At 73.8% G+C, this 25,684-nt stretch carries 22 protein-coding genes and 5 tRNA genes; 16 read left to right on the top strand and 11 right to left on the bottom strand.

All coding sequences use genetic code 11. The features are described 5' to 3' along the window. Positions 1 to 240 precede the first annotated feature (240 nt). The 3 genes from ACZ4EF_RS06980 to ACZ4EF_RS06970 all read left to right on the top strand — a co-directional run bounded on the left by ACZ4EF_RS06980 (position 241) and on the right by ACZ4EF_RS06970 (position 2,820). On the top strand, positions 241 to 1,422 hold the full coding sequence (locus ACZ4EF_RS06980) for a glycerophosphodiester phosphodiesterase (RefSeq protein WP_355332636.1): 1,182 nt from the start codon (positions 241 to 243) through the stop codon (positions 1,420 to 1,422). A 104-nt stretch (positions 1,423 to 1,526) separates the two neighbouring features. After that, positions 1,527 to 2,108 carry a sigma-70 RNA polymerase sigma factor region 4 domain-containing protein gene (locus tag ACZ4EF_RS06975; protein ID WP_391160874.1) on the top strand — a complete coding sequence of 194 codons (582 nt, stop codon included), beginning with the start codon at positions 1,527 to 1,529 and terminating at the stop codon, positions 2,106 to 2,108. A 205-nt stretch (positions 2,109 to 2,313) separates the two neighbouring features. After that, a complete protein-coding gene (locus ACZ4EF_RS06970; RefSeq protein WP_355332631.1) occupies positions 2,314 to 2,820 on the top strand; it encodes a GNAT family N-acetyltransferase in 507 nt (168 codons plus the stop codon). Positions 2,821 to 2,849: 29 nt separating this feature from the next. Here the strand turns inward: ACZ4EF_RS06970 and ACZ4EF_RS06965 are convergent, their stop codons facing one another. Both ACZ4EF_RS06965 and ACZ4EF_RS06960 read right to left on the bottom strand, forming a co-directional pair. Then, positions 2,850 to 3,398, bottom strand: coding sequence for a hypothetical protein (locus ACZ4EF_RS06965; protein WP_391046519.1), 549 nt, complete (start codon positions 3,396 to 3,398; stop codon positions 2,850 to 2,852). Beyond that, the gene (locus tag ACZ4EF_RS06960; protein ID WP_391046521.1) at positions 3,391 to 3,759 is read right to left on the bottom strand and encodes a hypothetical protein; all 369 of its coding nucleotides are present in this window, start codon (positions 3,757 to 3,759) and stop codon (positions 3,391 to 3,393) included. The genes ACZ4EF_RS06965 and ACZ4EF_RS06960 overlap by 8 nt, the downstream gene beginning before the upstream one ends. 448 nt (positions 3,760 to 4,207) lie before the next feature. Here ACZ4EF_RS06960 and ACZ4EF_RS06955 point away from each other — a divergent pair, with 448 nt between their 5' ends. The 3 genes from ACZ4EF_RS06955 (at position 4,208) to ACZ4EF_RS06945 (ending at position 6,961) form a co-directional block, all read left to right on the top strand. Further along, positions 4,208 to 5,296 (top strand): methionine ABC transporter ATP-binding protein, encoded by a 1,089-nt coding sequence (locus ACZ4EF_RS06955; RefSeq protein WP_391046524.1) that lies wholly within the window; start codon positions 4,208 to 4,210, stop codon positions 5,294 to 5,296. Next, positions 5,293 to 6,003, top strand: a complete 711-nt coding sequence (locus tag ACZ4EF_RS06950; protein ID WP_355332624.1) for a methionine ABC transporter permease — start codon at positions 5,293 to 5,295, stop codon at positions 6,001 to 6,003. Before ACZ4EF_RS06955 ends, ACZ4EF_RS06950 begins: the two co-directional genes overlap by 4 nt. A 106-nt stretch (positions 6,004 to 6,109) precedes the next feature. Next, positions 6,110 to 6,961, top strand: coding sequence for a MetQ/NlpA family ABC transporter substrate-binding protein (locus ACZ4EF_RS06945; RefSeq protein ID WP_467503165.1), 852 nt, complete (start codon positions 6,110 to 6,112; stop codon positions 6,959 to 6,961). Between the two features lie 41 nt (positions 6,962 to 7,002). Here the strand turns inward: ACZ4EF_RS06945 and ACZ4EF_RS06940 are convergent, their stop codons facing one another. Further along, entirely contained in the window at positions 7,003 to 7,788 is a 786-nt protein-coding gene (locus tag ACZ4EF_RS06940) for a class I SAM-dependent methyltransferase (RefSeq protein ID WP_391126213.1), read from the bottom strand. Positions 7,789 to 7,973: 185 nt separating this feature from the next. Here ACZ4EF_RS06940 and ACZ4EF_RS06935 point away from each other — a divergent pair, with 185 nt between their 5' ends. The 5 genes from ACZ4EF_RS06935 to ACZ4EF_RS06915 all read left to right on the top strand — a co-directional run bounded on the left by ACZ4EF_RS06935 (position 7,974) and on the right by ACZ4EF_RS06915 (position 16,266). Then, positions 7,974 to 8,630, top strand: a complete 657-nt coding sequence (locus ACZ4EF_RS06935; protein WP_401307025.1) for a GNAT family N-acetyltransferase — start codon at positions 7,974 to 7,976, stop codon at positions 8,628 to 8,630. A 169-nt stretch (positions 8,631 to 8,799) separates the two neighbouring features. Continuing rightward, a complete protein-coding gene (cbiE, locus tag ACZ4EF_RS06930) occupies positions 8,800 to 10,023 on the top strand; it encodes a precorrin-6y C5,15-methyltransferase (decarboxylating) subunit CbiE (RefSeq protein ID WP_467503162.1) in 1,224 nt (407 codons plus the stop codon). 293 nt (positions 10,024 to 10,316) lie between these two features. Beyond that, on the top strand, positions 10,317 to 13,739 hold the full coding sequence (gene cobT / locus ACZ4EF_RS06925) for a nicotinate-nucleotide--dimethylbenzimidazole phosphoribosyltransferase (protein WP_467503160.1): 3,423 nt from the start codon (positions 10,317 to 10,319) through the stop codon (positions 13,737 to 13,739). A gap of 409 nt (positions 13,740 to 14,148) precedes the next feature. Beyond that, entirely contained in the window at positions 14,149 to 15,390 is a 1,242-nt protein-coding gene (cobA, locus tag ACZ4EF_RS06920) for a uroporphyrinogen-III C-methyltransferase (protein WP_355332608.1), read from the top strand. Between the two features lie 54 nt (positions 15,391 to 15,444). Then, entirely contained in the window at positions 15,445 to 16,266 is an 822-nt protein-coding gene (locus tag ACZ4EF_RS06915; RefSeq protein WP_467503158.1) for a TrmH family RNA methyltransferase, read from the top strand. A gap of 92 nt (positions 16,267 to 16,358) precedes the next feature. Here ACZ4EF_RS06915 and ACZ4EF_RS06910 read toward each other — a convergent pair whose 3' ends face one another. From ACZ4EF_RS06910 to ACZ4EF_RS06900, 3 genes are all read right to left on the bottom strand, one after another. Continuing rightward, the gene (locus tag ACZ4EF_RS06910; RefSeq protein WP_467503156.1) at positions 16,359 to 17,504 is read right to left on the bottom strand and encodes an acyl-CoA dehydrogenase family protein; all 1,146 of its coding nucleotides are present in this window, start codon (positions 17,502 to 17,504) and stop codon (positions 16,359 to 16,361) included. Continuing rightward, a complete protein-coding gene (locus ACZ4EF_RS06905; RefSeq protein WP_391160858.1) occupies positions 17,501 to 18,706 on the bottom strand; it encodes an acyl-CoA dehydrogenase family protein in 1,206 nt (401 codons plus the stop codon). Before ACZ4EF_RS06905 ends, ACZ4EF_RS06910 begins: the two co-directional genes overlap by 4 nt. A 752-nt stretch (positions 18,707 to 19,458) precedes the next feature. Continuing rightward, complete coding sequence (locus tag ACZ4EF_RS06900) at positions 19,459 to 20,799, bottom strand: serine/threonine-protein kinase (protein WP_355332597.1); 1,341 nt, start codon at positions 20,797 to 20,799, stop codon at positions 19,459 to 19,461. 241 nt (positions 20,800 to 21,040) lie between these two features. Between ACZ4EF_RS06900 and ACZ4EF_RS06895 the strand changes: the two genes are divergently transcribed. Both ACZ4EF_RS06895 and ACZ4EF_RS06890 read left to right on the top strand, forming a co-directional pair. Then, positions 21,041 to 21,274: a hypothetical protein gene (locus tag ACZ4EF_RS06895; protein ID WP_188285447.1), complete on the top strand. Its 234-nt coding sequence runs from the start codon at positions 21,041 to 21,043 to the stop codon at positions 21,272 to 21,274. 355 nt (positions 21,275 to 21,629) lie between these two features. Beyond that, a complete protein-coding gene (locus tag ACZ4EF_RS06890; RefSeq protein WP_355332595.1) occupies positions 21,630 to 21,833 on the top strand; it encodes a hypothetical protein in 204 nt (67 codons plus the stop codon). A gap of 275 nt (positions 21,834 to 22,108) precedes the next feature. On the opposite strand, the gene ACZ4EF_RS06885 is transcribed toward ACZ4EF_RS06890, so the two are convergent. The 5 genes from ACZ4EF_RS06885 to ACZ4EF_RS06865 form a co-directional block, all read right to left on the bottom strand. Beyond that, positions 22,109 to 22,180: transfer RNA gene (locus ACZ4EF_RS06885), tRNA-Val, on the bottom strand. A gap of 38 nt (positions 22,181 to 22,218) precedes the next feature. Continuing rightward, a tRNA-Val gene (locus ACZ4EF_RS06880) sits at positions 22,219 to 22,290 on the bottom strand. A 32-nt stretch (positions 22,291 to 22,322) separates the two neighbouring features. Continuing rightward, positions 22,323 to 22,394, bottom strand: a tRNA-Val gene (locus ACZ4EF_RS06875). Between the two features lies 1 nt (position 22,395). Next, positions 22,396 to 22,469 (bottom strand) — tRNA-Cys (locus tag ACZ4EF_RS06870). A 35-nt stretch (positions 22,470 to 22,504) separates the two neighbouring features. Further along, positions 22,505 to 22,577, bottom strand: a tRNA-Gly gene (locus ACZ4EF_RS06865). Between the two features lie 222 nt (positions 22,578 to 22,799). Between ACZ4EF_RS06865 and ACZ4EF_RS06860 the strand changes: the two genes are divergently transcribed. The 3 genes from ACZ4EF_RS06860 to ACZ4EF_RS06850 all read left to right on the top strand — a co-directional run bounded on the left by ACZ4EF_RS06860 (position 22,800) and on the right by ACZ4EF_RS06850 (position 25,637). Continuing rightward, positions 22,800 to 23,879: a chorismate-binding protein gene (locus ACZ4EF_RS06860; RefSeq protein WP_467503153.1), complete on the top strand. Its 1,080-nt coding sequence runs from the start codon at positions 22,800 to 22,802 to the stop codon at positions 23,877 to 23,879. Further along, the gene (locus tag ACZ4EF_RS06855) at positions 23,876 to 24,697 is read left to right on the top strand and encodes an aminotransferase class IV (protein ID WP_467503151.1); all 822 of its coding nucleotides are present in this window, start codon (positions 23,876 to 23,878) and stop codon (positions 24,695 to 24,697) included. The genes ACZ4EF_RS06860 and ACZ4EF_RS06855 overlap by 4 nt, the downstream gene beginning before the upstream one ends. A 94-nt stretch (positions 24,698 to 24,791) precedes the next feature. Beyond that, a complete protein-coding gene (locus tag ACZ4EF_RS06850) occupies positions 24,792 to 25,637 on the top strand; it encodes a GNAT family N-acetyltransferase (RefSeq protein ID WP_467503149.1) in 846 nt (281 codons plus the stop codon). The last annotated feature ends 47 nt before the right edge of the window (positions 25,638 to 25,684 follow it).

Below are 25,684 nucleotides of genomic sequence, written 5' to 3'. Positions count from 1 at the left end.
GGTTCGGACACGCCTGGGCGGGACGGACGGCGGCGGTGCTGCGATGTCGCGGTACGACGGCAGCCTGACCGCAGGACCGGCGGGACCGCGGGACGCCGCACCGTACACAAGGACGATACTTCCGCGCGGGGCCCCGCCGCACGCCGGGTTCACACGTCCGCTACGCAGTGTTGACACGCGTTAGGTGTGTGTTACGGCTGATGTCGACGGGGCGACAGACTTTCACGGCACGATGCGCGCATGACGGATGACCAGCACAAGACCGGCCTCGGCAGGCGCGCTGTCCTGTCCGCGGCGGCACTCGGCGCGGGCGGCGCGGTACTCGGCACGGCCGGTACGGCGCAGGCCCGGGAACAGTCCACCGCCCGGCCCCGGCACGGCGCCCCCGGCCACGGCGGCGCGCCCAAGCTGCCGGTCCCGACCATCGTCGGGCACCGCGGCAGCGCCGGATACCGGCCCGAGCACACCTTCGGCTCCTACGAGTACGCGCTGGAGATCGGCGCGGACGTCGTCGAGCAGGACGTCGTACCCACCAGGGACGGCCACCTCGTCTGCCGCCACGAACCGGAGATCGGCGGCACCACCGACGTCGCCGACCACCCGGAGTTCGCCGGCCGCAAAACCACCAAGACCATCGACGGCACCCCCACCACCGGCTGGTTCACCGAGGACTTCACCCTCGCTGAACTCAAGCGGCTGCGCGCCGTCGAACGGCTGCCCGCCGTCCGCCAGCGCAACACCGTCTACAACGGCCGCTGGGCGATCCCCACCTTCGAGGAGGTGCTGGCCTGGGCCGACCGCGAGGGCCGCAAGCGCGGCAAGCCGGTCTGGCTGCACACCGAGACCAAGCACCCCACGTACTTCCGCGGCATCGGCCTGCCGCTGGAGGAGCGGCTGATCAAGCTGCTCAAGCAGTACGGCAGGCACCGCGCCGACGCCCCGCAGTTCCTCCAGTCCTTCGAGGCGCAGAGCCTCCAGCGGCTCGGCGCGCTCGGCGGCGCCGCGCCCAAGATCTTCCTGCTCAACGGCCTCACCTCGCGGCCCTGGGACTTCGTCGTCTCCGGCGACAAGCGGACCGTGGCCGACCTCGTCACCCCGGCCGGGCTGCGCTGGATCGCCGGATTCGCCCAGGGCATCGGCCCGACCACCGACGTGATCATCCCGCGCGACGCCTCGGGCAGGCTGCTCCGGCCCACCGCCGTCGTCAAGGACGCGCACAAGGCCGGTCTGGTGCTGCACCCCTTCACCGCGCGCAACGAGAACCAGTTCCTGCCCGCCGACTTCCAGGTCGGCACGGATCCCAACGCGTACGGCGACCCGCTGGCCGCCTTCAAGACGTGGTTCGCGACCGGCATCGACGGCCTGTTCACCGACAACGCCGACACCGCCGTACTGGCCCGCGAGGACTTCTGGACGTCCTGAACCCCGACGTCCTGAACCGCCACCGCCACTCCATGTGGTGAAAACGGCCGCGCCGGGCAACCGTCCGGCGCGGCCGTCTCGTGCCAGCGGATATGCAGATCCCCATGGACCACCCCGACCTGTCCGCGGCCCCGCACGCCGACGACCGCGCCCGCCGTCCCGCGGACACCCCCGCGGACCCCTACGCGCCGCTCGGGCCGCTGCTGGCCGCCGAGGCCGCGGCCGAGGCGCTGCCCGGCGGCGGTGTCGAGGCCGCCGACCTCGAACAGGCCGTCTGGCTGCGGCTGCTGGAACTGGGCGGCCCGCCGCCCGAGCCGGACCGCTGGGTGCGCCGCGCGGTCCGCGCCGAGGCCCGCGCCCACGCCCGCCGCATCCGCAGCGAACGCCCGTACGGGGACCCGGACGCCGCGGGCCCGCCCGCGCAGCTGCGCGGGGTCGAGGAGTTGGTGCTGGCGGCGGAGCAACACCGTACGGTCCAGGCGGCGGTACGGCGGCTGCCCGGCCGCTGCCCGCAGGTCGTCACGGCCCTGATGTCCCGTTCCGACCCCACTTACCGGGAAATCTCCCGCGAGTTGGGAATCTCACAGGGCAGCATCGGACCGCTGAGGTCGCGCTGCCTCGGCTGTCTTCGGACGATCCTGAATTCGAGGGTTGGATCCCCGGTGAGACGGGGTAATGCACGGTAAACAGTCGGCGGCAGTGGGCACCCTTGGCGCGCCCGTACGAGACTGAACTGGGTGGGGCGCAGGCGGTACCCCACCGAAGGGTTTGTGCGATCATCGGCGCCACGGAGGCGGCGCATATCCGCACCAACTCCGTTCAGGCACTCGTTCCGGGCGCATACCTCACCCTCAAACTGCCCGGACGGATTCGAAGGGGAGGCCTGCGCGCATGGGCATGAGCGTGACCATCTCTACGGCGGAGCACTCGGACGCCGAGAAGATCCTCAAACTCCAGTACCTCTGCTACCAGAGCGAGGCGGAGCTGTACGGCGACTACAGCATCGAACCTCTCACCCAGACCCTGGACGAGCTGCGTGCCGAACTCGCCGGGGGGTGCGTCCTGGTGGCGCGCCTGGGCGACGAGGTCGTCGGCTCGGTACGCGGAGTCGTCGACGACGACGGCACCGCGCGGATCGGGAAACTGATCGTCCACCCGCGACTTCAACGACACGGCCTCGGCGGGCGGCTGCTCAACGCCGTCGAGGAGCGACTGGCGGCCGAGGAGGAGGCCAAGCGCTACCGGCTCTTCACCGGCCACCGCAGCCAGGTCAATCTGCGGATGTACCGCAAGCTCGGTTACGAGCAGGTGGGCGCCGCGGAGCCGGTCAGCCGTCGGCTGAGCCTGGTGACCATGGAGAAGGCCGCCGCCACGGCGGGCTACGCGGCCACCGCCTGAGCCGCGTTCCACGGCGCCTCGCGTACGGATCAGGCCCCGGACCCGGTCTGCTGTTCCTGTGGCCGCCCCGCCTCGCGGGCGGCACGGCGCAGCCACAGCAGACCGGCCACGGGGAGGGCCAGCGGCAGGAAGAGGTAGCCGATCCCGAAGTCCGACCAGACGGTCGCGTCGGGGAAGGCCGAGGAGTCCACGACCGTCAGGGTGCCCACCGCGATCACACCGGCCAGCTCGGCCGAGCAGCACACCAGCGCCACCTTGCGGGCCGCCTCGCCGCCCTTCCACAGCGCGACGGTGATCACCGCGTAGACCACGCCCGCGACGCCCGACAGGACGTACGCCAGCGGTGCCTCGTGGTACTTGGTCGCGATCTGCACGATCGACCGGGACAGCGCCGCGACGGTGAAGACCGCGTAGAGCGAGAGCAGCAGCCGGCCGGGGCCCTGGCCGATCCGCGTCCCCGGCGCGTCCTGGGCCGCCTCGGCCGCGGTGCCGTCCCCCGTGTCCTTCATGCCGTCCGTGCCCTTCGTCAGCGTCTTCGTCCGTGCCCGTGCGCGTGTCGCGCGTGTGCCGTCAGCCATGGCCGGCTCCCCAGATCTCGTTGAGCCGCAGTTCGAGCACGGCCAGCACCACGCCGCCGGCCGCCACGATCGACGAGCCCCAACGCGTCCGCTCGGCAAGGGACATGAAGGCCGCCGCCGGGATCGTCACGGCCGCGCCCAGCAGATACGGGAGGAAGACCGCCATCCCGTGCTGCGGCCGGTCGCCGCGGGCGAGCTGCACGATCGCGATCACGAGCTGCACCAGCGCGGCCGCGGTGACCACGGCCATCGCGATGAAGTGCCAGTCGTTGGTCGGCTGGTCACGGTACGCGGCGAAACCGCACCACGCCGCGAGCAGCAGCGCCGTGACCGAGACCGTGATGAGGACCGCGTCGAGCATGCGGCGACTCTATTACGGGGCGTGACGCCCGGATCTCCCACCCCTGCCCGCCCGGATCTCCCGTCCCCGCCCGCCCTGCCGCCCGCCGGGGCGGCCCCGTGAGTGTGTCCGCATAATGAACAATCGGACCGGATTTCGGAACGCGGCCACCCGTCTGGTTTACTGGAACGCATGACCACGACGAACAGCCGCAGCCGCGCGACCGAGGCGATCACGCCCGGTGTTCGTTGTGCGTGTCGAATGTGTGACTGACCGAGGGCCCACCTCCACGCCTCGCGCCCCGAAGCGAGTGCCCCGCGTCACGCACCGGCGCAGCGCCCAGAGCGCCGCCGAAATCCTTTGAGGCCCGCCGCCCTTTCCGGCGTGCCGCCGCGTGCCGCGTCCCGAGAAGAACGCCCCCGTGCGCGGTGGTACGTCCGCCGCGCGCTCGACCCCGATGGACGCTCCTGTGATCACCACCACCGACCTGAGAAAGGTCTACCGCTCGCGCGACCGTGAGGTCACCGCCCTGGACGGGGTGGACCTGCGGGTACGCGAAGGCGAGGTCTACGGCGTCGTCGGCCGCAGCGGCGCGGGCAAGAGCACCCTGATCCGCTGCGTGAACCTGCTGGAGCGCCCCACCTCCGGCACCGTCGAGGTGGCGGGCCGCGACCTGACCGCGCTGGCCGGACGCTCCGACCGCGCCCCCGCCGCCCTGCGCGCCGCCCGCGCCGGGATCGGCATGGTCTTCCAGCACTTCAATCTGCTCTCCTCGCGCACCGTGCAGGACAACGTCGAACTCCCGCTGGAGATCCTGGGGATCTCCGGCCGCCAGCGGGCCCGCAAGGCCGGTGAACTCCTCGACCTGGTCGGCCTGTCCGACAAGGCCCGCGCCTACCCCGCGCAGCTGTCCGGCGGCCAGAAGCAGCGCGTCGGCATCGCCCGCGCCCTGGCGGGCGACCCCAAGGTGCTGCTCTCCGACGAGGCCACCTCGGCACTCGACCCGGAGACCACCCGGTCCGTGCTGCGGCTGCTGCGCGACCTCAACCGGCAGCTCGGCCTGACCGTCCTGTTGATCACCCACGAGATGGACGTCGTCAAGCAGGTCTGCGACTCGGCGGCACTCATGAAAGGCGGACGCGTAGTGGAGTCAGGCACCGTGGCCGAACTGCTGGCCACCCCCGGTTCCGAGCTGGCCGACGAGCTGTTCCCCGTGGACGGCGACGCGTCGGGCCCCGACCGTACGGTGGTCGACCTCACCTTCCACGGCGACAGCGCGACCCGGCCGGTGATCTCCCGGCTGGCGCGCACGTACAACGTGGACATCTCCATCCTCGGCGCGGCCATGGAGACCTACGACGGACGGCAGATCGGCCGGATGCGGATCGAGCTGCCGGGCCGCTTCGAGGACAACGTGGTGCCGATCGGCTACCTGCGCGAGCAGGGCCTGGACGTCGCCGTCGTCGCCGCCAAGGCCGAGCCGGTCGCGGCAGGAGACACGGCGGGGAACACGGCGGGGGAGAAGGCCCGGAACACGGTCGGGGAGACGGCGAAGTGACCTGGTCCGAGATGCACCCGCTGCTCACGCAGGCGGGTGGCGAGACGCTGCGCATGGTCGCCTGGGCCACGGTCATATCGGTGGCCGCGGGGCTGCCGATCGGTGTCCTGCTGGTCCTCACCGACCGGGGCGGCCTGCTGCGCTGTCTGCCCGTCAACCGCGTCCTCGGCGTCGTCGTGAACATCGGCAGGTCGCTGCCGTTCGTGATCCTGATGATCGCCCTGATGTCCTTCACCCGGGCGATCGTCGGCACCACCATCGGCTGGGAGGCGGCCGTCGTCCCGCTGGCCGTCGGCGCGATCCCGTTCTTCGCCCGGCTGGTCGAGACGGCGGTCCGCGAGGTGGACCACGGCCTGGTAGAGGCCGTCCAGGCGATGGGCGGCAGTACGTGGACGGTGGTCCGCAAGGTGCTGCTGCCGGAGTCCCTCGCCTCACTGATCGCCAGCGCCACCACCACCGTCATCGCGCTGATCGGCTACTCCGCGATGGCCGGGGTGGTCGGCGGCGGCGGGCTCGGCGACCTCGCGCTGCGCTACGGCTACCAGCGCTTCGAGACCGGCTTCATGTGGGTGATCGTCGCCGTGCTCGTCGTCGTGGTCACCCTCGTCCAGCTCGTCGGGGACTTCGCCGCCCGCACCGTCGCTCGCCGCGGCCGGTCCGGCGCGGCCCCCCGGCTGCGCCTGCTGCGCCCGGCGACAGCCTCCTGACCGCCCGACTCTCCCGTCCCGACCCGCTTCTGTCCCCCTGGCACCGCAGCGTCGCGGCGCCGCACCACCCAGCACGACCCGGATAAACCAGAAAGAGGCACTTTTCGTGCGAAACAACACCACCATCACCGCCGCCGTCCTCGCCGCCGCCGCGCTCTCGCTCGGCCTCACCGCCTGCGGCTCCGACTCCGACTCCAAGGCGAGCGCCAAGGACACCAGCGGCCCGCTCGTGGTCGCGGCGAGCCCCACCCCGCACGCGCAGATCCTCGACTACGTCAAGGACCACCTGGCGAAGAAGGCCGGACTCGACCTCCAGGTCAAGGAGTTCTCCGACTACGTGCTGCCCAACACCGCCACCGAGCAGGGCGAGGTCGGCGCGAACTTCTTCCAGCACAAGCCCTACCTGGACGACTTCAACAAGAAGAACGGCACCCACATCGTGCCCGTCGTCAACGTCGAGCTGGAGCCGCTGGGCCTGTACTCCCACAAGATCACGTCGATCGGCGCGCTCAAGGACGGCGCGAGCGTCGCCGTACCGAACGACACGACCAACGAGGCACGCGCGCTCAAGCTGCTCGCCGACAACGGCCTGATCACCCTCAAGGCGGGCACCGACCAGACCGCGACCCCCGCCGACGTCACGGCCAACCCGAAGCACCTGAAGTTCAAGGAGCTGGAGGCCGCCCAGCTCCCGCGCTCCCTGGACGACGTGCACGCGGGCGTGATCAACGGCAACTACGCGATCCAGGCCGATCTCAGCCCGGCCAAGGACGCGCTGGCGCTGGAGAAGGCGGACGGGAATCCGTACGCCAACTTCCTGGCCGTCAAGAAGGGCAACGAGAACGACCCGCGCGTGAAGAAGCTCGCGGAACTGCTCAACTCGCCCGAGGTGAAGCAGTACATCGAGACGACCTTCAAGGGCTCGGTGATACCGGCCTTCGGCGCCCCGGCGGCCTGACCGCCGCGCACGGGCCCCGCTCCCCCCGAGGGCGCGGGGCCTCAGCCGTGCCGCACCCAGTACACGTCCGTCACGTACGGCATCTCGATCGCGCCGCTGCTGCGCGTCGCGTGGTGCGCCCCCAGCACCGCCTCCAACTCCGCGCGCACCCGCCCCTGGGCGGTCGCGTCGAGGACGGCGATATGGCTGGACGACATCATCCGGTCGACGATGTCCGCGACCGTCGTGGAGTGCGGATTGGGCCAGTGCCGCTCCTCGATCGCCCCCCAGCCGGGCCGCGACTCGAACGGCTTGCGCCAGGCCGCGTCGCCGAGGCCGGAGGACAGCGGCGGGCGGGGCAGATCGCGCGGCGCCAGCCGGAAGTAGATGTCCTGGAAGTCGCGCATCCACGGCTCCGAGGTGTCGAAGGTGTTCCACACCAGCGCCAGCGCGCCGCCCGGCCGCAGCAGCCGCTCCACCTCGGTCAGCGCGGCCGGCTCCTCGAACCAGTGCCAGGACTGCGCCGCCACCACGGCGTCCGCGCAGCCGTCGGGCAGCCCCGTCGTCTCCGCCGTCCCCGCGTTCACCGCGACCGCGGGCAGCAGCTCGGCGAGCCGCTCCCGCATCTCCTTCACCGGCTCCACCGCGAGCACCTCGGCCCCGGTCAGTGCCAGCAGACGGGTGAACTTGCCGGTGCCCGCGCCGAGATCGACCACGGTACGGCCCGCTTCCAGGGGCAACGCGTCCGCCAGCGCGGCGAGCGCGGCGAGCGGATAGGAGGGCCGGGAGCTCTCGTAGACCTCCGCTGCCCGTTGGTAGCCGACTCCTGCTGCGTGGTGCACTGTCACGCGGGCTGACGGTAGCAGGATCGGATGACGTTCACGGATACCCGCCCTGACCGGCATTCGCCCTACTCTGGAAGGGCGTTCGCCGCCGCGCACCCCACTCCCGCCCCGGCGACCCTGCCCGGCCCATGCCGTGCGGGATGCTGCATGCTGTGCAATCCACACATGCCCTGGTTACGGAGCAGCGAATGACGCCCACCTTTCCGGACATCTCCATCAGTACGGAGCGGCTGGTGCTGCGCGCGTACGAGGAGGCCGACATCCCCGCCCTGGCGGAGATGATGAACGACGAGCTGATCATCGCGTGGACCGGCGTACCGCAGCCGTATTCGCAGGACGACGCCCGCGCGTTCGTCACCAGGACCGCGCCCGCCGAGCGCGAGTCCGGCCGCGGCATCGTCCTGGCCGTCACCGAATTCCTCACCCAGCGGCTGGTCGGCACCGTCCACCTGCACAACACCGACTGGCGGATCCGCGGCAGCGAGGTGGGTTACCTCACCGCCGCCTGGGCGCGCGGCGAGGGATACGCCAGCGAATCGGTGCAGGCCGTCTGCCACTGGCTCTTCACCGACCAGCGCTTCGAGCGGCTGGAGCTGCGCACCGCGGCCGACAACACCGCCTCCCAGCAGGTCGCGCAGAAGATCGGCTGCGTCAGCGAGGGCGTACTGCGCAACGCGGGCATCGTCCGCAGCCAGACCGAGGACGGCCGCTGGGCCGAGATCCGCACCGACCTGCTGGTGTGGAGCGTGCTGCCCGAGGACCTGGACGAGGGTCCGGGCCAGGCTTCCGGCGACGGCGGATACGACGCCCACGCCGACTTCAGCGCGTACGCCGACTGGCGCTGAGCCCTCCCGTCCACCGGCTCCGAGGACGCCGTGGCGGATACCTGCCCCCTCGCCTCGTCCCCGGGCACCCGGGCCCGGATAGTGTTCTCCCCCCGGGACCGGGGCGCGCCACGCCGCCGTGCCGTGACCTGGTCCGCAGCGATCCGCACAGCCATGGAGGCAGACGACGATGGCCGACCGGGTCACCGTGATCGGATGGGACGGCTCACCTCCGTCCGACGCGGCCCGCGCCGCACTGAACGCCGCCACCCTGGTCGCGGGCACCAAACACCATCTCGCGCTGTCGCACATCCCCGAGCACGCCGAGCGGATCGTGCTGGGCAGCATCGAGATCGCCGCCCGCAGGATCGCCAAGCACCGCGGCAGCGCCGTCGTACTCGCCGACGGCGACCCCGGCTTCTTCGGCGTCGTCCGCGCGCTGCGGGCGCCGGAACACGGCCTGGAGATCGAGGTCATCCCCGGCGTCTCCGCCGTCGCCACCGCCTTCGCCCGCGCCGGAATGCCCTGGGACGACGCCCGCGTGGTCGTCGCGCACGGCCGCTCCCTGCGCCGCGCGGTCAACGTCTGCCGCGCCTACCCGAAGGTCGCCGTGCTCACCGCGCCCGGCGCGGGCCCGGTCGAACTCTCCCTGCTGCTCACCGGAGTCCACCGCACCTTCGTCATCTGCGAAGCGCTCGGCACCGACCAGGAGCAGGTGACAGTTCTCACCTCCGACAACGTCGCCGACCACATCTGGCGCGATCCGAACGTCGTCCTGGTCGTCGGCGGCACCACCTCCGCCGGTTCGGGAGCGGCCGGTCTCGGCGTACCGTCGGCGGAGCGCGGCGGCTGGATCGCCGGGCGCGACCCCGGATTTCCCGGCCCGGTCCGCGGCTGGGCGCTGCCCTCGTCCGAATACGGCGGCGACACCTCGGCGCACTTGCGCGCCTTCCAACTCGCCCGGCTCGGCCCGCGCACCGGCGACCTCGTGTGGGACATCGGCTCCGCGGACGGCGCCGTCGCCGTCGAAGCCGCGCGCTTCGGCGCCGCCGTCATCGCCGTCGACCGGGACGCCGACGCGTGCGACTGGATCACCGCCACCGGCCGCAGGGCCGGGGTCCAACTCCAGGTCGTACACGGCCCGGCGCCCCAGGTGCTGGACGACCTCCCGGAGCCCGACGCGGTACGGATCGGGTGCGTCGACGCCGAGGTGACCGCCGCCTGCGCGGCCCGCCGCCCGGAGCGGATCGTGACCGGCGCGACCACCCGCGACGAGGCCGAAGCGGTCAGCAGGGCACTGGAGGAAGGCGGTTACGAGGTGGAACGCGCTCTCCTGCAATCCGTCGAACTGGATTCCGAGTGGGCCGAGCGGGAACGCTCGGTGACCTTTGCCCTCTGCGGCACGCGCCGCTGATCTGTGCATGATCAAAAACGCCTGCGCAGAAGGCGTTTGCGCCGGTCGCGGACGGGTGTCGGGGCATCGTACGCGGGGCGTCCCGAGGTGCGGACCACCGGACGGGCCGCCGCGCCGAGCGGGGTAGGCTGGCGGATCGTTGTGCCGTCGTCGTGCGTTGACGGGTCGTCGAGAACCGCGGCGTCCGGCGCTCACGTGCCCGCTGCTCCGCACGCTCGTTCTCTTGCGTGAGGGGGTCGGGCCGCGCGCGGTGCAGCGCTGGAAGGAGCGAAACCGATGGGCGAGGGGCACGCATGACGGACACCGGTCGGATCCCCGGCGAGGGGCTGCCGGAGAACGCAGTCGGGGAAGCGGTTCGCCAGCCGCACTCCGAGCTTCCCGGCACTGCCGCACCGCAGCCGTCCGTCCCCGGCTGGGGCGCGGAACCGCTTCCCGACGAACAGGGCGCACCCGCGTACACCTACCTCGACCAGCCCGCCGCTCCCGGCGCGGGCATCGACGACGAGGACGACGTGCTGCTCATGCCGGGCCCGCAGGGGTCCTGGAGCGACCCGCAGCCGGTGCCGCCGCAGCCCGTACCGGCCCACGCCGACGCGCACGAGGCGGGCGGCCGGGACTCCGGCTCCATCGACTACGCGGCGGTGCTCGCGCCGCAGCCGCTCCCGCAGGGCGTGGCCCAGGACGTCCAGCAGGCCGCTCAGCAGGGCGGCGAGGCGCTGCCCCCGGCCGTGCCGCCCGTGGCCGAGGCCGCGACGCCCGGTGCGGGGAATCCGGCGCCCGGCTACGGCTTCGACACCGGTACCGAGCACGCGGCCCCGGCCGCCGAGTTCGCCGGCCCCGGCGACACGGGCGCGGTCCCGATGCCGTCTGCCGGTGTGCCGCAGCCGGCCGGCGCCCAGGCCGCCCAGACCGCCGCGCCGCGCCGCCCGCTGCACATGGGCCCGCCGATGCCCGACAGCATCGGCGGGGGCGTCTCCGTACGCTCCCTGGCCGACCGCGGTCCCGCGCACGCCCAGGCACCGGCGCAGACCCCGGTACGGGCCTCGGGCCCGCCGACCTCCGGCCCCGAATACCTCGACGTGCCGCAGGACGACACCTCCGGCATCCCGGCCCAGCAGACCGGCGAGGCCGCGGACCGGACTCCCGCCTCCGGCACGGCGGGCGCCGAGCAGGTCGGCGGCTGGCCCGCCGCCCCCGCCGCCTCCCAGCCGTCGCTGATCCCGCACGCCGACAGCGTCGTCCCGGCGCGGCCCGCCGACCCGTTGCGCGCGTTCCTCGCGCCCGACGACGCGCCGGAGGAGACCACGGCTCCGGCCGCCGCCGCCCCGGCCGCCGCCGTCCCGGCCCAGGCCCCGGCGCCGGTGGCCGTCCCCGAACCCGCCGCGCAGCCCGAACCCGCCGCGCAACCTGAGGCCGTGGCGCAGCCCGAGGCCGTGGCGCAGCCCGTGGCCGTCGAGCCGGTCCGGCCCGTGCCGCCCGCTCAGCCCGCCGCAGCCGAGTACGCGCCCGCTCCCGAGCAGGCCGCGCCCGTGGCCCCGGTCGAGCAGGAGGCGCCGCACGTCGCGCCCGAGGAGCAGCCGTCGGCGGCCGTACAGGCTCCGGCGCCGCTGCCCGAGGCCGTGCCGGTGGAAGCGGCACCGGCCGAGGCCGCGCCCGTGGAAGCCGTACCCGTGGAGGCCGTCCGGCAGACGCCCGCCGAGGGGACGCCCGCGCCCGCCGCGGCCGAGCCGGTCGCCGTGCCGGAACCGGCGGGCGTACCGGAACAGGCCGCTGCTCCGGCGCAGTCGGCCGAGACCGCGCCCGAGGCGACTCCCGAAACCGAGGCCGCGCCCGTGGAGGCCGTCCCCGAGGCCGTCGTCGCGGAGCCGGTCGTCGCGGAGCCCGTCGCCCCCGAGCCCGTCGCACCCGAGCCGGTCGCCGCCGCTGTCGCCGAGGCCGAAGAGGCCCAGCCGCTGCCGGTCGCGGTCGTCCCGCAGCAGGGGCCCGCGGCGGAGGCGTACGAGCCCGCCGTCCGGGACGCCGTGCACCGGGTGATCCGCGAACGGCGAGACATCCGCAACGGCTTCCGCTCCGACCCGATCCCGCACGACGTGCTGCTGCGCGTCCTGGAGGCGGCGCACACCGCGCCCAGCGTCGGGCACTCGCAGCCGTGGGACTTCGTCGTCATCAGGTCGGCGAAGACCCGCGAGAAGATGCACGAACTGGCCATGCAGCAGCGGGAGGCGTACGCCAAGTCGCTCCCCAAGGGCCGGGCGCGGCAGTTCCGCGAGCTGAAGATCGAGGCGATCCTCGACACCCCGGTCAACATCGTGGTGACCGCCGACCCCACCCGTGGCGGCCGGCACACCCTCGGCCGCCACACGCAGCCGCAGATGGCGCCGTACTCCTCCGCGCTCGCCGTGGAGAACCTGTGGCTCGCCGCCCGCGCGGAAGGACTCGGCGTCGGCTGGGTCTCCTTCTTCGACGAGCGCCAGATGGTCACCGAGCTCGGCCTGCCCGAGCACCTGGAGGTCGTCGCCTACCTGTGCGTCGGGTACGTCGACGAATTCCCCGACGAGCCCGAGCTGATGCAGGCCGGGTGGTCGCAGCGCCGCCCGCTGTCGTGGGTCGTGCACGACGAGGAGTACGGCAACCGCGCGCTGCCCGGCGAGGAGCCGCACGACCTGCTGGAAGAGACGCTGCGCGGCATCCGCCCGCTGGACGCCAAGGCGCTCGGCGAGGCGTGGGAGCGGCAGAAGCGGATGACGAAACCGGCGGGCGCGCTGGGCATGCTGGAGATCATCTCCGCGCAGCTCAGCGGGCTTTCGCGGCAGTGCCCGCCGCCGATCCCCGAGCCCGCGGCCGTGGCGATCTTCGCCGGTGACCACGGGGTGCACGCCCAGGGCGTCACCGCGTGGCCGCAGGAGGTCACCGCGCAGATGGTGGCAAACTTCCTCGGCGGCGGCGCCGTCTGCAACGCCTTCGCCAACCAGGTCGGCGCCGAGGTCTGCGTCGTGGACGTCGGCGTCGCCTCCGAACTGCCCAGCACCCCGGGGCTGTTGCCGCGCAAGGTCCGCGCGGGCACCGCCGACTTCACCGCGGGGCCCGCGATGACCCGCGAAGAGGCGCTGCGCGCCATCGAGGTCGGCATCGAGACCGCCCGCGACCTCGTCGCCGCGGGCAACAAGGCGCTGCTCACCGGCGAGATGGGCATCGCGAACACCACGACGTCCGCCGCCCTCATCGCCGTCTACACCGGCGTCGACCCCGCCGAGGTCACCGGGCGCGGCACCGGCATCAACGACGAGATGCACGCCCGCAAGGTCGAGGTCGTCCGGCGCGCCCTCGACCTGCACCGGCCCGACCCCGGCGACCCCATCGGCGTCCTCACCGCCATCGGCGGTCTCGAACACGCCGCCATGGTCGGGCTCCTGCTCGGCGCCGCGGCCCTCCGTACCCCCGTCATCCTCGACGGCGTCAGCGCCGGTGCCGCCGCCCTGGTCGCTCGCGCCATCGCCCCCGAGGTGCTCGCCGCCTGCATCGCCGGGCACCGCAGCGCCGAGCCCGGGCATGTCGCCGCGCTCACCACGCTGGGGCTGCGGCCCCTCGTCGACCTCGACCTCCGCCTCGGCGAAGGCACCGGGGCCTTGCTCGCGCTGCCCCTCGTCCAGAGCGCGGCGCGCGTCATGCACGAAGTCGCCACCTTCGACGCGGCGGGCGTCACCGAGAAGGGGTAGCCCCCGCACGGGGTGCCGCCGCCTGGAGCTCAGGCCCTCACCGGGCCCTGCTCCTCCTCCCCGGAGGGGGCGCCGCTGACGGCAGCATGCACCTCGGCGGCGCGGTCGTGGCCCCAGGGGGTGCCGCCTGTTGTGGTGTGCACAGTGGCGGTGCGTCCTGGCCGAGCGCGCGGTTTCCCGCGCGCCCAGGGGGTGCCGCCTGCTGTGGTGTGCACAGTCGCGGTGCGTCGTGGTCGGCCGCGCGGTTCCCCGCGCACCCCAAAAGGACGGCTCACCCTCTGCGGAAGAGGACGCGTCCCGGAGGGGCGCGGGGAAGCGCGCGGCCGGGCACGGTGGGGCCGACCGGGGCCGGGGCCGAAACGTAGGATCGCCGCACGCAGTGGAAACCGTTGAGAAGGAGCCGGACCGCATGGATCGCAAGGACGCCCCGGCGTACCCCGTAGGGCTGCGCCTCGCCGGACGGCGCGTCGTGGTGGTCGGCGGTGGCCAGGTGGCGCAGCGGCGGCTTCCGGCGCTGGTGTCGGCGGGGGCGGACATCGTGGTGGTGTCGCCGACGGCGACGCCGTCGGTGGAGGCGATGGCCGACGCGGGCGAGCTGCGCTGGGAGCGGCGGCCGTACGAGGACGGGGACCTGGAGGGCGCCTGGTACGCCCTGGTGGCGAGCACCGACGCGGCGGCGAACGCGGCGGCGTCCGCGGAGGCGGAGGCCCGCCGGGTGTGGTGCGTGCGCAGCGACGACGCGGAGGCGGCCACGGCGTGGACGCCCGCGACGGGCCGTTCGGAGGGCGTGACGGTGGCGGTGCTGACCGGCAGGGACCCCCGGCGGTCGGCGGCGGTACGGGACGCGGTCGTCGAGGGGCTGCGGGACGGCACGCTGGTGGCGCCGCACCACCGGACGCGGACGGCGGGCGTGGCGCTGGTCGGCGGCGGCCCCGGCGACCCGGACCTGATCACGGTGCGCGGACGCCGCCTCCTGGCGGAGGCGGACGTGGTGATCGCCGACCGGCTCGGCCCGCGCGACCTGCTGGACGAACTGCCGCCGCACGTCGAGGTGATCGACGCGGCGAAGATCCCGTACGGCCGGGCGATGGCCCAGGAGGCCATCAACAGCGCGCTGATCGAGCACGCCAGGGCGGGCAAGGCCGTGGTCCGCCTCAAGGGCGGCGACCCGTACGTCTTCGGGCGCGGTATGGAGGAGGCCGAGGCGCTGGCCGCGGCCGGTGTCCCGGTCACCGTCGTACCCGGCATCTCCAGCTCCATCAGCGTGCCGGGCGCGGCCGGTATCCCGGTCACGCACCGGGGTGTGGCCCACGAGTTCACGGTGGTCAGCGGCCATGTCGCGCCCGACGACGCGCGCTCGTTGGTCGACTGGACGGCGCTGGCCCGGCTGCGCGGCACCCTCGTGCTGCTGATGGCGGTCGAGCGGATCGGCCCGATCGCGGCGACGCTCGTGGCGGGCGGCCGGTCCGCCGACACACCCGTGGCCGTGGTGCAGGAGGGCACGACGGCCGCGCAGCGCCGGGTGGACGCCACGCTGGCGACCGTCGCGGACGTCGTGGAAGCGGAAGGCGTACGTCCCCCCGCCGTGATCGTGATCGGCGACGTGGTCACCGTGGGCGGCGGCGTCGCGCAGGGCCGTACCGGCCGGTGAACGGCTTGTGGATGCGCCGTTGGCAGGTGCCGGAGGACAGGGCAGTATCAGGCTGTGGCTGAGCTCATCACGATCGACGACCCCGACGACCCGCGCCTGCACGACTACACGTCGCTGACCGACGTGGACCTGCGGCGGCGTCGCGAACCCGCCGAAGGTCTCTTCATCGCCGAGGGCGAGAAGGTCATCAGGCGGGCCCGGCACGCCGGTTACCGCATGCGCTCGATGCTGCTGTCCGCCAAGTGGGTGGACGTCATGCGCGATGTCATCGACGAGGTGCCCGCTCCCGTCTACGCCGTCAGCCCCGACCTCGCGGAGCAGGTCACCGGCTACCACGTGCACCGGGGCGCCCTCGCCTCCATGCAGCGCAAGCCGCTGCCGACGGCCGAGGACCTGCTCGCCGCCGCCCCCGACCAGGGCGCCGGACGCCGCGTCGCGATCTTCGAGGACATCGTCGACCACGCCAACCTCGGCGCCGCCTTCCGCAGCGCCGCCGCCCTCGGCGTGGACGCCGTCTTCCTCTCCCCGCGCTGCGCCGACCCCCTCTACCGGCGCGCCGTCAAGGTCTCCATGGGCGCCGTCCTCCAAGTCCCCTGGACCCGCCTGAGTTCCTGGCCCAAGGACATCGAACGCTTCCGCCAGCAGGGCTTCGTCACCGCGGCGCTCTGCCTCGCCGACAAGTCGATCACCATCAACGAACTGGCCGCCCGCCGCTACCCCAAACTCGCCCTCATGCTCGGCACCGAGGGCGACGGCCTCTCCGTGGACGCCCTGCGCGCCGCCGACGAGTGGGTCAGCATCCCGATGGCCCCCGGCGTCGACTCCCTCAACGTCGCCGCCGCGTCGGCCGTCGCCTTCTACGCCACGAGGCTGTAGCCGCGCGGGGCGGCGGCCGGGGCCAGGTCTTCAGGCGCGCTGGGGGCACCCCCAACGCGCCCACGGGCGGGCGTCCTCACGGGCGGGCGTCCTCACGGGCGGGGCGGGAGCCCCACCAAAGAGGCCAGCGCCGCGCGGTGGTACCCCGGCGTGCCGAGGGCGATCTCGTCCGCCTTGGCGCGCTTGAGGTAGAGGTGGAGCGGATGCTCCCACGTCATGCCGATGCCGCCGTGCAGTTGAAGGGCCTCTTCCGCGGCGTGGACGGCCGTGGCGGCGACGTACGACTGCGCGACGGCCACGGCGACGGCGGTGTCGGGCGCGCCGGTGGCCAGGGCGTCGGCGGCGGAGCGGGCGGCGGCGCGGGCCGAGACGACCTCGAGCCAGAGGTCGGCCAGCCGGTGCTTGAGCGACTGGAAGGACCCCACCACGCGCCCGAACTGGTGGCGCTCACCGAGGTAGCGGACGGTCTCGTCCAGGCACCACTGGGCGATGCCGAGCTGTTCCGAGGCGAGCAGCCCGGCGCCGGTGAGCAGGGCGCGGTCCAGCGCGGCGGCCGGGTCTGCGGCGGGCAGGAGACGCCCGGCGGCGCCGGAGAGCTCCAGATCGGCGAGCGGCCGGGTGAGGTCGAGGGAGACCGGCCGTACGGTACGGACGTCGGCCGCCGCGACCTCGTAGAGCCCCGGGCCTTCCGGGCCGACGGCGGGGACGACGAGCACGTCCGCGACGAGGGCTTCCACGACGCTGGTGACACGGCCGGTCAGCGGACCGCCCGCGTCGGCGCGTACCGCTGTGGGGAAGGCGCCGCCGGGAGCGGCGGACAGCGGGACGGCCAGCGCCGCCGTGGCCGTGCCTGCGGCGAGGCGGCCGAGCAGCGCCGCCGTCCCCGCGTCCTCGGTGTCGCAGCCGAGCAGCGTGGTGGTGGCGAGGACGGCGCTGCCGAGGAAGGGCGTGGGCGCGGCGCCGCCGCCCAGGACTTCGAGGACGACGGCGGCCTCCCGCGCGGAGGCGCCCTGGCCGCCGAGCTTCTCCGGCACCAGCAGCCCGGCGAGGCCGAGTTCGGCGACGAGCACCCGCCACAGCGCCGGGTCGTACGGTGTGTCGGTCTCGATCGCGGCCAGCACGGCCGTCGGCGGGCAGCGGTCGGCGAGGACGTCGCGCACGGCGGCCCGCAGGTCGTCCTCGACCTCGGAGTAGAGGAGGTCGGCGGGGCCGGGGGAGGGGGCGGAGGCGGCGATCATCGGGGGAGGTCCTTCCAGGCGGCGTCCTTGTCGGTGCGGGGCTCGGAGGGCAGGCCGAGGACCCGCTCGGCGACGATGTTGCGCAGGATCTCGGAGGTGCCGCCCTCGATCGAGTTCCCCTTGGCCCGCAGATAGCGGTAGCCCGCGTCGCGGCCGTAGAAGTCGACACTGCGCGGCCTGACCATCGTCCAGTCGCCGTAGCGCAGGCCGTCCTCGCCGAGGAGTTCCACCTCAAGGCCGCTGATCTGCTGGTTGAGCCGGGCGAAGGCCAGCTTGAGCCCGGAGCCCTCGGGGCCCGGCGCGCCGGACACGAGCTGCTGGCGGACCCGCTCGGCGGTGAGCCGCGCGACCTCCGCGTCCACCCACAGCCGCATCAGCCGGTCGTGCAGCTCCGGCGTCCGCAGCTCGGGCCGCTCGCGCCAGGTCGCGGCGACGGGGCCCATCATGCCGCCCTCACGCGGCAGGCTCTGTCCGCCGATCGCCACCCGCTCGTTCATGAGCGTGGTCTGCGCGACCCGCCAGCCGTCGCCGACCTCGCCGAGCCGGTGCGCGTCGGGAATCCGCACCCCGCTGAGGAACACCTCGTTGAACTCGGCCTCCCCGGTGATCTGCCGCAGCGGACGCACCTCGACGCCGGGGTCGGTCATGTCGCACACGAAGTACGTGATCCCTCGGTGCTTGGGCACATCCGGGTCGGTACGGGCGATGAGGATCGCCCAGCGCGCGGTGTGGGCGCTCGACGTCCAGACCTTCTGGCCGTCCACGACCCACTCGTCGCCGTCGCGGACCGCCCTCGTGCGCAGCCCGGCCAGGTCCGAGCCCGCGCCCGGTTCGCTGAAGAGCTGGCACCACACCTCCTCGCCGGTCCACAGCGGTCGCAGAAAGCGGGACTTCTGCTCCTCGGTGCCGTACCGCAGGATGGTCGGCGCCGCCATGCCGAGCCCGATGCCGATTCGCCGGGGATCGTTGTCCGGCGCCCCGGCCGCCGTCAGCTCCGCGTCCACCGCCGCCTGCGCCGCCCTCGGCGCACCCAGGCCCCCGAGGCCCTCGGGGAAGTGCACCCACGCCAGCCCCGCGTCGAACCGCGCCCGCAGGAACTCCAGCGGCTCCGTCCGCCCCGGCTCCCACGCCGCCAGCAGCGCCCTGGCCCGTCGGCGCAGCTCCTCCTCGCCGAGGCCGTCCTTCGCGGTGGTGGTCGTCATACGCCGCGTCCTTCCGATCGCCCGAGCCTACTAAGCAAGCGCTTGGAAACCTAGCTGAAGTCCGCCCACCCACGCCAGCCCCCCTGCGGGGGAGGCTTCACGAGTACGGACGCCCGCGCGAGTGCCACATCCCGTCGCGGAGCCAGCCCCGCCCCGCCCTGGCCACCCGCGCCGTTCCCCCGCCCCGGTGGGGGCCGGTCGCGCAGTTCCCCGCGCCCCTTCGGGGCTCGTACCTGCCGTCCTTCACCCGCGCCCCGACATGGGCTGGTCGCGCAGTTCCCCGCGCCCCTCAAAAGCCCGCCTCACCCGGCGTCCGCACTGGGGCCCCGTAGGGGCGCGAGGAACTGCGCGCGCAACCGCAGCGGGCCGGTGCTGTTCCCACGGTCGAAAGCGGCACCCACCGGGGGCGCGGGGAACTGCGCGACGAGCCACGTCGTGGCGGGACTGTCTCCGCGACGCCGGGTGGGGCCCGTAGGGGCGCGGGGAACTGCGCGGGCAAGCGCAGCGGGCCGGTGCTGTTCGCACGGCGGAATGTGGCACCCACCTGGGGGCGCGGGGAACTGCGCGACCAGCCACGGCCGGCCGGGATGGTCCGCACGGCCGAAAGTGGCACCCACCGGGGGCGCGGGGAACTGCGCGACGAGCCACGGCTGGCCGGGACTGTCCGCACGGTCGAAAGTGGCACCCCACCCGGGGGAACGGCGCGATCGGCCGTGACGGAAGTCGACATCGGGGCGCCCAGGGCGGCAGCCCTAGGGGCCTGAATCCCCGGCGGAAGCCGAGACGGTGACCGTGGGCGGGACGCCGAGTCCGCGGGAGAGCCGGTGGCACCCCTGGGCGGCGGCGATGATGACGGCCGCGAGAAGGGTGACGATGACGAAGACGAAGACGCGCTGGCGCAACAGGCGCCGCTTCGGGCTGGCACCGGGACGCCGCCCGGTCGGCGTCCGGGCGGCGGGGGTGCGGGTCCCGGAGGACCGGGGGCCTGGCGGCCGAGGCGGCGGCGTACGCGACCCGGAGCGCCCCCCGGACGTGCCCGCGCCGCCCTGCCCCCCGGCACCGGCCCCGGTGCCGTGCGGCCCCTGGCCACCGCCCGTACGGCTGCCGCGGCCGGGCGCGGTACCGGGACCCGTACGCCCGTTGGTCGGCCCGCCGGCCGGCCGCCGTTCGGTGTGCTGCTGCGCGTACTCCTCGGCCCTGCGGCCGGTCGGCCGTTCCGGGCGCGGCCCGGCCGCCTTCGGCAGCCCCTCGCGGCGCGGCGCGCCGATCCCGCGGGCCTCGCGGGCGGCGATCTCGGCGAGCCGTTCCGAGAGCTGCACGGTGCTCGGCCGCTCCTCGGGGTCCTTGGCCAGGCACGCGTAGACCAGCGGCGCGAGCGCGTCGGGCACGCCGGTCAGATCCGGCTCCTCGTGCACCACGCGGTAGAGCATGACCTCGGAACTGCCCTGCCCGAAGGGCGAGTCGGCGGTCGCCGCGTACGCCAGGGTGGCCCCGAAGGCGAAGACGTCGGTGGCCGGGGTGACCGCGGCGCCGCGCACCTGCTCGGGCGCGAGGAAGCCGGGCGAGCCGACCGCCGTACCGACGTGCGTCAACGTGCTGGCCCCGGTCGCCCAGGCGATGCCGAAGTCGATGATCCGCGGGCCCTTGGGGGACAGCAGGATGTTCGACGGCTTGAGGTCGCGGTGCACGACCCCGGCCTCGTGCACGGCGACCAGCCCCTCGGCGAGGGCCGCGCCGATCGTGGCGACCTCGGCGGCGGGCAGCGTGCCGCCCTCGGCGACCTTGTCGTGCAGGGACGGACCCGGCACGTACTGCGTGGCGAACCACGGGCGTTCGGCCTCGAGGTCGGCCGCCACCAGCCGGGCCGTGCAGCCGCCGCGGATCCGCCGGGCGGCGGACACCTCACGGGCGAACCGCGAGCGGAACTCCTGATCCTCCGCCAGCTCGGGCCTGATGACCTTCAGCGCGACGCGCTGCCCGCGCTTGTCCGCGCCGAGGTAGACCACGCCCATGCCGCCCGCCCCGAGCCGCCGGTGCAACCGGAACGCGCCGACGACCCGCGGATCCTCGCGCCGGAGCCGCATCATCGCCATGTCCGTCCGTCCCCTGCCTCCGGTGGGGGAGGCCCCACTCCACTGAACTGACCGGCCGCTGGGCCGGCCGCCCACAGCTTACGGACTCAAGTCCCCCCGCGCGCTGATGCCCCGCAGGCGCGCGGGCGCTAATTGTCAGTGCCCGGTGGGATCCTTGAGAGGTGGGAGCGCGCCCGTCCGACGGGTGGTCAGCACCGCGCCCGCTTCGCCAACGGACCGTCTGCCAAGGGGGAATGACGCCGTGAAAGGTGATCGTGTGGAGATAGTCGTCGACGCGGGGGACACCACCCGCACCTATGAGGTCATCGCCACCCGGGCGGGCCGCAGAGTGGAGACGGCGGTGCGCCGAGGTGTCGTGGAAGTGAGTGAAGTCACCCGCAATGGGACGGTGGTCCGCACCGCCCGCTTCATGTCCACCAGGGTTCTCGCCCTGGTGGAGCAGCCGGTACCGCGCGAGGTCGAGCAGGCGGGCTGAGCGCCGCCCCGCCACCGCACCGTCGCCCGACCCCGTCACCACCCTGTCACCCGCCCCGCTACCGACGCGGTCCCGGACCCCTCCTCAGGAAAAGCCGCCCCTCCGGCCCGGTGTCCCCTCCGGGATACCCCTGGTGACCTAGGTCGCCTCCTCCACCCAGGGGAGTATCCGGGCCGCTCGCCGTCATCCTCCGGGAGGCCGGTAAAGGGGTACGAGGGCATGACGACCGACCGCCGTCGCGCCCCTAATGTTGAGGTCAAGCGGCGGGCGAAGCACTCGTCCCCCGAGGTCAAACGTCCGCCGCCCCAAATCTGACAACAGAAGATCTGACCACACCACACCTCTGGAGAGGGCCATGGCGAACACGGTGGAACGCACCGCGCGTGCCGTGCGCGGCGGCAGGGCGCTGATCGTCGGCGCCCGTCCGACCGGCACCCGGCATCCGCTGGTGGCGGCGGCCATGGTGCTGCCGCTGGCAGCGCTGCTCGCCTACTTCTTCGGTGGAGTGGACGCGGTGGTCACACAAGCGTCGTCCGTAGCCGGCCTGATGGGGCGCTGACACAACGCCCCAGGCCCGGAAGAGCGGTCCGGGCCGGGGACATACCGGTGAACCCCGTGGGGACGGGGGTACGGCGGACGACTGCGTTTGCCCGGGTATCGCGAGATACCCGGGCATTGCGCTTTTCCGGGGCCAGTTGACCCCGATCCCGACGACGGGGGCGGTCCTCCCGCGACCGAGGGGACCCGCACCGCCGAGGGACCCGCACAGCCGAGTGGACCCGCACGACCGAGGGCCGGAAGCTCAATCGCTTCCGGCCCTCGGTGTCCTGCGCGTGGACGATACTGGGATTGAACCAGTGACCCCTTCCGTGTCAGGGAAGTGCTCTCCCGCTGAGCTAATCGTCCTCGGTCGTGCGGGTGACGCGGATGGTGCTGATGACGCGTGCGCGATACTGGGATTGAACCAGTGACCTCTTCCGTGTCAGGGAAGCGCTCTCCCGCTGAGCTAATCGCGCGGGATCTTTCTCCAGGACCCTGTGGGGTCCAGTGGACGATACTGGGATTGAACCAGTGACCTCTTCCGTGTCAGGGAAGCGCTCTCCCGCTGAGCTAATCGTCCTTGGAGGTGGAGACGGGATTTGAACCCGTGTAGACGGCTTTGCAGGCCGTTGCCTCGCCTCTCGGCCACTCCACCAACACAGCGGGGGTTCGGGAAGATCCCCCACGTCGAGCGGACGACGAGATTCGAACTCGCGACCCTCACCTTGGCAAGGTGATGCTCTACCAACTGAGCCACGTCCGCAGGCGCCGTAGCTCCGGGGCACTCTCGTGTCCCGGCGACGTGGTGAACTCTAGCGGATTCCCGGTCAAGCTCAAAAACTGGTTTCCGCAGCGTGCCGGGCCAATGACGGGCGCATGACCGTCGGAGCACCGCGACGGCGCCCCGCCTAGACTCGGCTCCACCTGCCGCCGAGCACCGGTTCGGCCCTTCCGTCGTCCACTCGCCGTCCACCAGGGAAGCCCCGTGCGTGACCTCGCCCCCATGGCCCGCTTCAGCGGCCTCGTCGCCTCCGACCTGCGGGATGTCACCGCGGACCTGAGCGCGCTCGACTCCACGGGTTTCTGGGCGGTCGCCGCCGACTTCGAGGGCCGTACGGTCTGCGCCCGCTTCGGCGACGTACGCCGCGACCCCGCCCGTTCCACACCCCGGACCCGCCCCTGGCGCGGCCCCGACCCCGCCGCGTGGACCTCCTCGCTGGACCGCGCGGCCTATGTGGCCGGGGTGCGCGCGATCCGCGAGCGCATCGCGGCCGGAGAGGTCTACCAGGTCAACCTCTGCCGGGTCCTGACCGCGCCGCTGCCCGAGGCGGAGAGCCGGGGCGGGTACGGCGGCCCGGACATCGACGCGCTGTCCGCGGTCCTGGCCCGCGGCAACCCGGCCCCGTATGCCGGAACGATTCGGCTGCCCGCGCACGGCGTCGAGATCGCCACCGCCTCGCCCGAGTTGTTCCTGCGGCGCGACGGCGCGACGGTCGAGTCGGGGCCGATCAAGGGCACCGCGCGGACCGCGGACGAGCTGCTGCCCAAGGACCACGCGGAGAACGTCATGATCGTCGACCTGGTGCGCAACGACCTCGGCCAGGTCTGCGCCACCGGCTCGGTGACCGTGCCCGCGCTGTGCGCGATCGAGCCGCACCCCGGCCTGGTGCACCTGGTCTCCACCGTCCGCGGCGAGCTGCGCCCCGACGCCGGATGGCCGGAGCTGTTCGCCGCCGCCTTCCCGCCCGGCTCGGTCACCGGCGCGCCCAAGTCGAGCGCGCTGCGGGTGCTCGGCGAGCTGGAGACCGCCCCGCGCGGCCCGTACTGCGGCGGGATCGGCTGGGTCGACGCCGACCGGCGGACCGGTGAACTGGCCGTCGGCATCCGGACGTTCTGGATCGACAGGACGGGCCCCGGCGCCCCCCTGCTGCGCTTCGGCACCGGCGCCGGGATCACCTGGGGTTCGGATCCGGAAGGCGAGTGGGCCGAGACCGAATTGAAGGCGGCCAGGCTGCTGGCGGTAGCGTCGGGAGTCCAGGAGACAAGCGGAGGGATGCTTCGGTGAAGATCTGGGTGGACGGCGGACTGCGGGACACCGCGGACGCCACCGTGTCGGTGCTCGACCACGGACTGACGGTCGGCGACGGCGTGTTCGAGACGCTCAAGGCCGTGGAGGGCCGGCCCTTCGCGGTCACCCGCCACCTGGAGCGGCTCGCCAGGTCCGCCCGCGGCCTCGGCCTGCCGGAGCCCGACCAGGACGAGGTGCGCCGCGCCTGCGACGCCGTGCTCGCCGCGAACCCGATGCCGCTCGGACGGCTGCGGATCACGTACACCGGCGGCCCGTCGCCGCTCGGCTCCGACCGCGGCGACGCGGGCACCACCCTGGTCGTGGCGCTCGGCGAGGCGTCCGTACGCCCCGACACCACCGCCGTCGTCACCGTCCCGTGGGCGCGCAACGAGAAGGGCGCGCTGTCCGGGCTCAAGACCACCTCCTACGGGGAGAACGTCGTCGCTCTCGCGCGGGCGCACGAACACGGCGCCAGCGAGGCGCTGTTCGCCAACACCCGGGGCAGGCTCTGCGAGGGCACCGGGTCCAATGTCTTCGTCGTCCTCGACGGCCGACTGCTGACCCCGCCGCTGGCGTCCGGCTGCCTGGCCGGGATCACCCGCGAGCTGGTGATCGACTGGACCGGCGCGCAGGAGACCGACCTGCCGCTCGACGTCCTCGACCGGGCGGAGGAGATCTTCCTGACCTCGTCGCTGCGCGATGTGCAGGGCGTGCACCGGACGGACGACCGTCGGCTCTCCGCCGCTCCGGGGCCCGTCACGGCCAAGACCATGCGGATCTTCGCCGAGCGCGCGGCGGCCGATCCGAACCCGTAGGTCCCCCAAGTCCCGGCACGGCGGCCGCCGGGCGCGGTAGAACGTCACCCGGCACCCCATGCGATCGGTACGGCGACATCCCGGGAGCGCGACCATGACGACGACCCTCAGACCCGCGGGCCCGGAGCGGCGCGCGCCCGACGGCGGTCGCGCCCGCGCCTTCACCGTCTGCGTCAACGGCCGCCCGGTCGGCGGTGTCGAGCTGAGCGCGGAACCGGGGCTCGGCCCCGGAACCGGGCGGATCGCGGCGCTGGCCGTCGACGAGCCGGACCGGCGGCGCGGGCGCGGCACCGTGGCCGCGCTGGCCGCCGAGGAGGTGCTGCGGCTGTGGGGCTGCGCGCGGGCTGAGGTCTCGGTCCCGGCCGCGGCCGAGTACGGGCTGCGGCTGGCCACCGCGCTCGGCTACGTCGAACGCGCCCGCGGCATGCTCAAGCCGCTGCGCGAGCCCGCCCCGCCGCACCCGCTGCCGCCCGGCAGCCGCACGCGCCCGCTGACCGCCGCCGAGTACGGGCCGTGGCGGGCGCACAGCGCGGAGGAGTTCATCGCCTCGCTGGTCGACCGCGGCATGCCGCGCGAGCAGGCGGCGGCCCGCGAGGCCGCCGCCTTCGACCACGTGCTGCCGCGCGGCCGGGAGACTCCGGGCGCCGCGCTGTACGCCCTCGCGCACGACGGTGTGACCGTCGGCCGCGTGGCGCTGCGGCTGTACGACGAGGCCGACCGCGCCGCGCCCGCGTGGGTGCTGGCCGTCGAGGTCGACACCGCGCACCGGGGCCGCGGACACGGCCGTACGCTCATGCTCGCCGCCGAGAACGCCTGCCGCGAGGCCGGGGCCCCCGCCGTCGCCCTCGACGTCTTCGCGGGCAACGCACCGGCGCTGCGGCTGTACGAGTCGCTGGGCTACGGCACGACGGTGCGGCACCTGTCGAAGCCGCTGCTGTAGCCCGACCCCGAGCCCGGACCCGACCCCGCTGCCCGCGTCTGAGCCCG

The organism is Streptomyces sp. NPDC025721, assembly GCF_055558595.1.
Note: the sequence above shows the minus strand (reverse complement) of the source record. Positions and strands in the feature narration are given on the sequence as shown.